1 rRNA gene is annotated in these 465 nt (G+C 55.5%); it reads right to left on the reverse strand.

Going from position 1 to position 465, the window contains the following annotated elements:
- Positions 1-465, reverse strand: a 16S ribosomal RNA gene (locus C1638_RS22095); the annotation flags it as partial.

Consider the following 465-nt stretch of genomic DNA (forward strand, 5'->3'; position numbering starts at 1 on the left):
GACTACAGGGGTATCTAATCCCGTTCGCTCCCCTGGCTTTCGCATCTCAGCGTCAGACACAGTCCAGAAAGGCGCCTTCGCCACTGGTGTTCCTCCCAATATCTACGCATTTCACCGCTACACTGGGAATTCCCCTTTCCTCTCCTGCACTCAAGCCCACCAGTATCGGGCGCCATACGGGGTTGAGCCCCGCATTTTCACGCCCGACTTAATAGGCCGCCTACATGCTCTTTACGCCCAATAATTCCGGACAACGCTTGCCACCTACGTATTACCGCGGCTGCTGGCACGTAGTTAGCCGTGGCTTCCTCGTACACTACCGTCATTACCAGCCATTATTCACAACCGGCACATTCGTCATGTACAACAGAGCTTTACAATCCGAAGACCTTCTTCACTCACGCGGCGTTGCTCCGTCAGGCTTTCGCCCATTGCGGAAGATTCCCCACTGCTGCCTCCCGTAGG

The sequence above is a fragment of the Chryseobacterium oncorhynchi genome, from assembly GCF_002899895.1.
Lineage (GTDB): Bacteria > Bacteroidota > Bacteroidia > Flavobacteriales > Weeksellaceae > Chryseobacterium > Chryseobacterium oncorhynchi.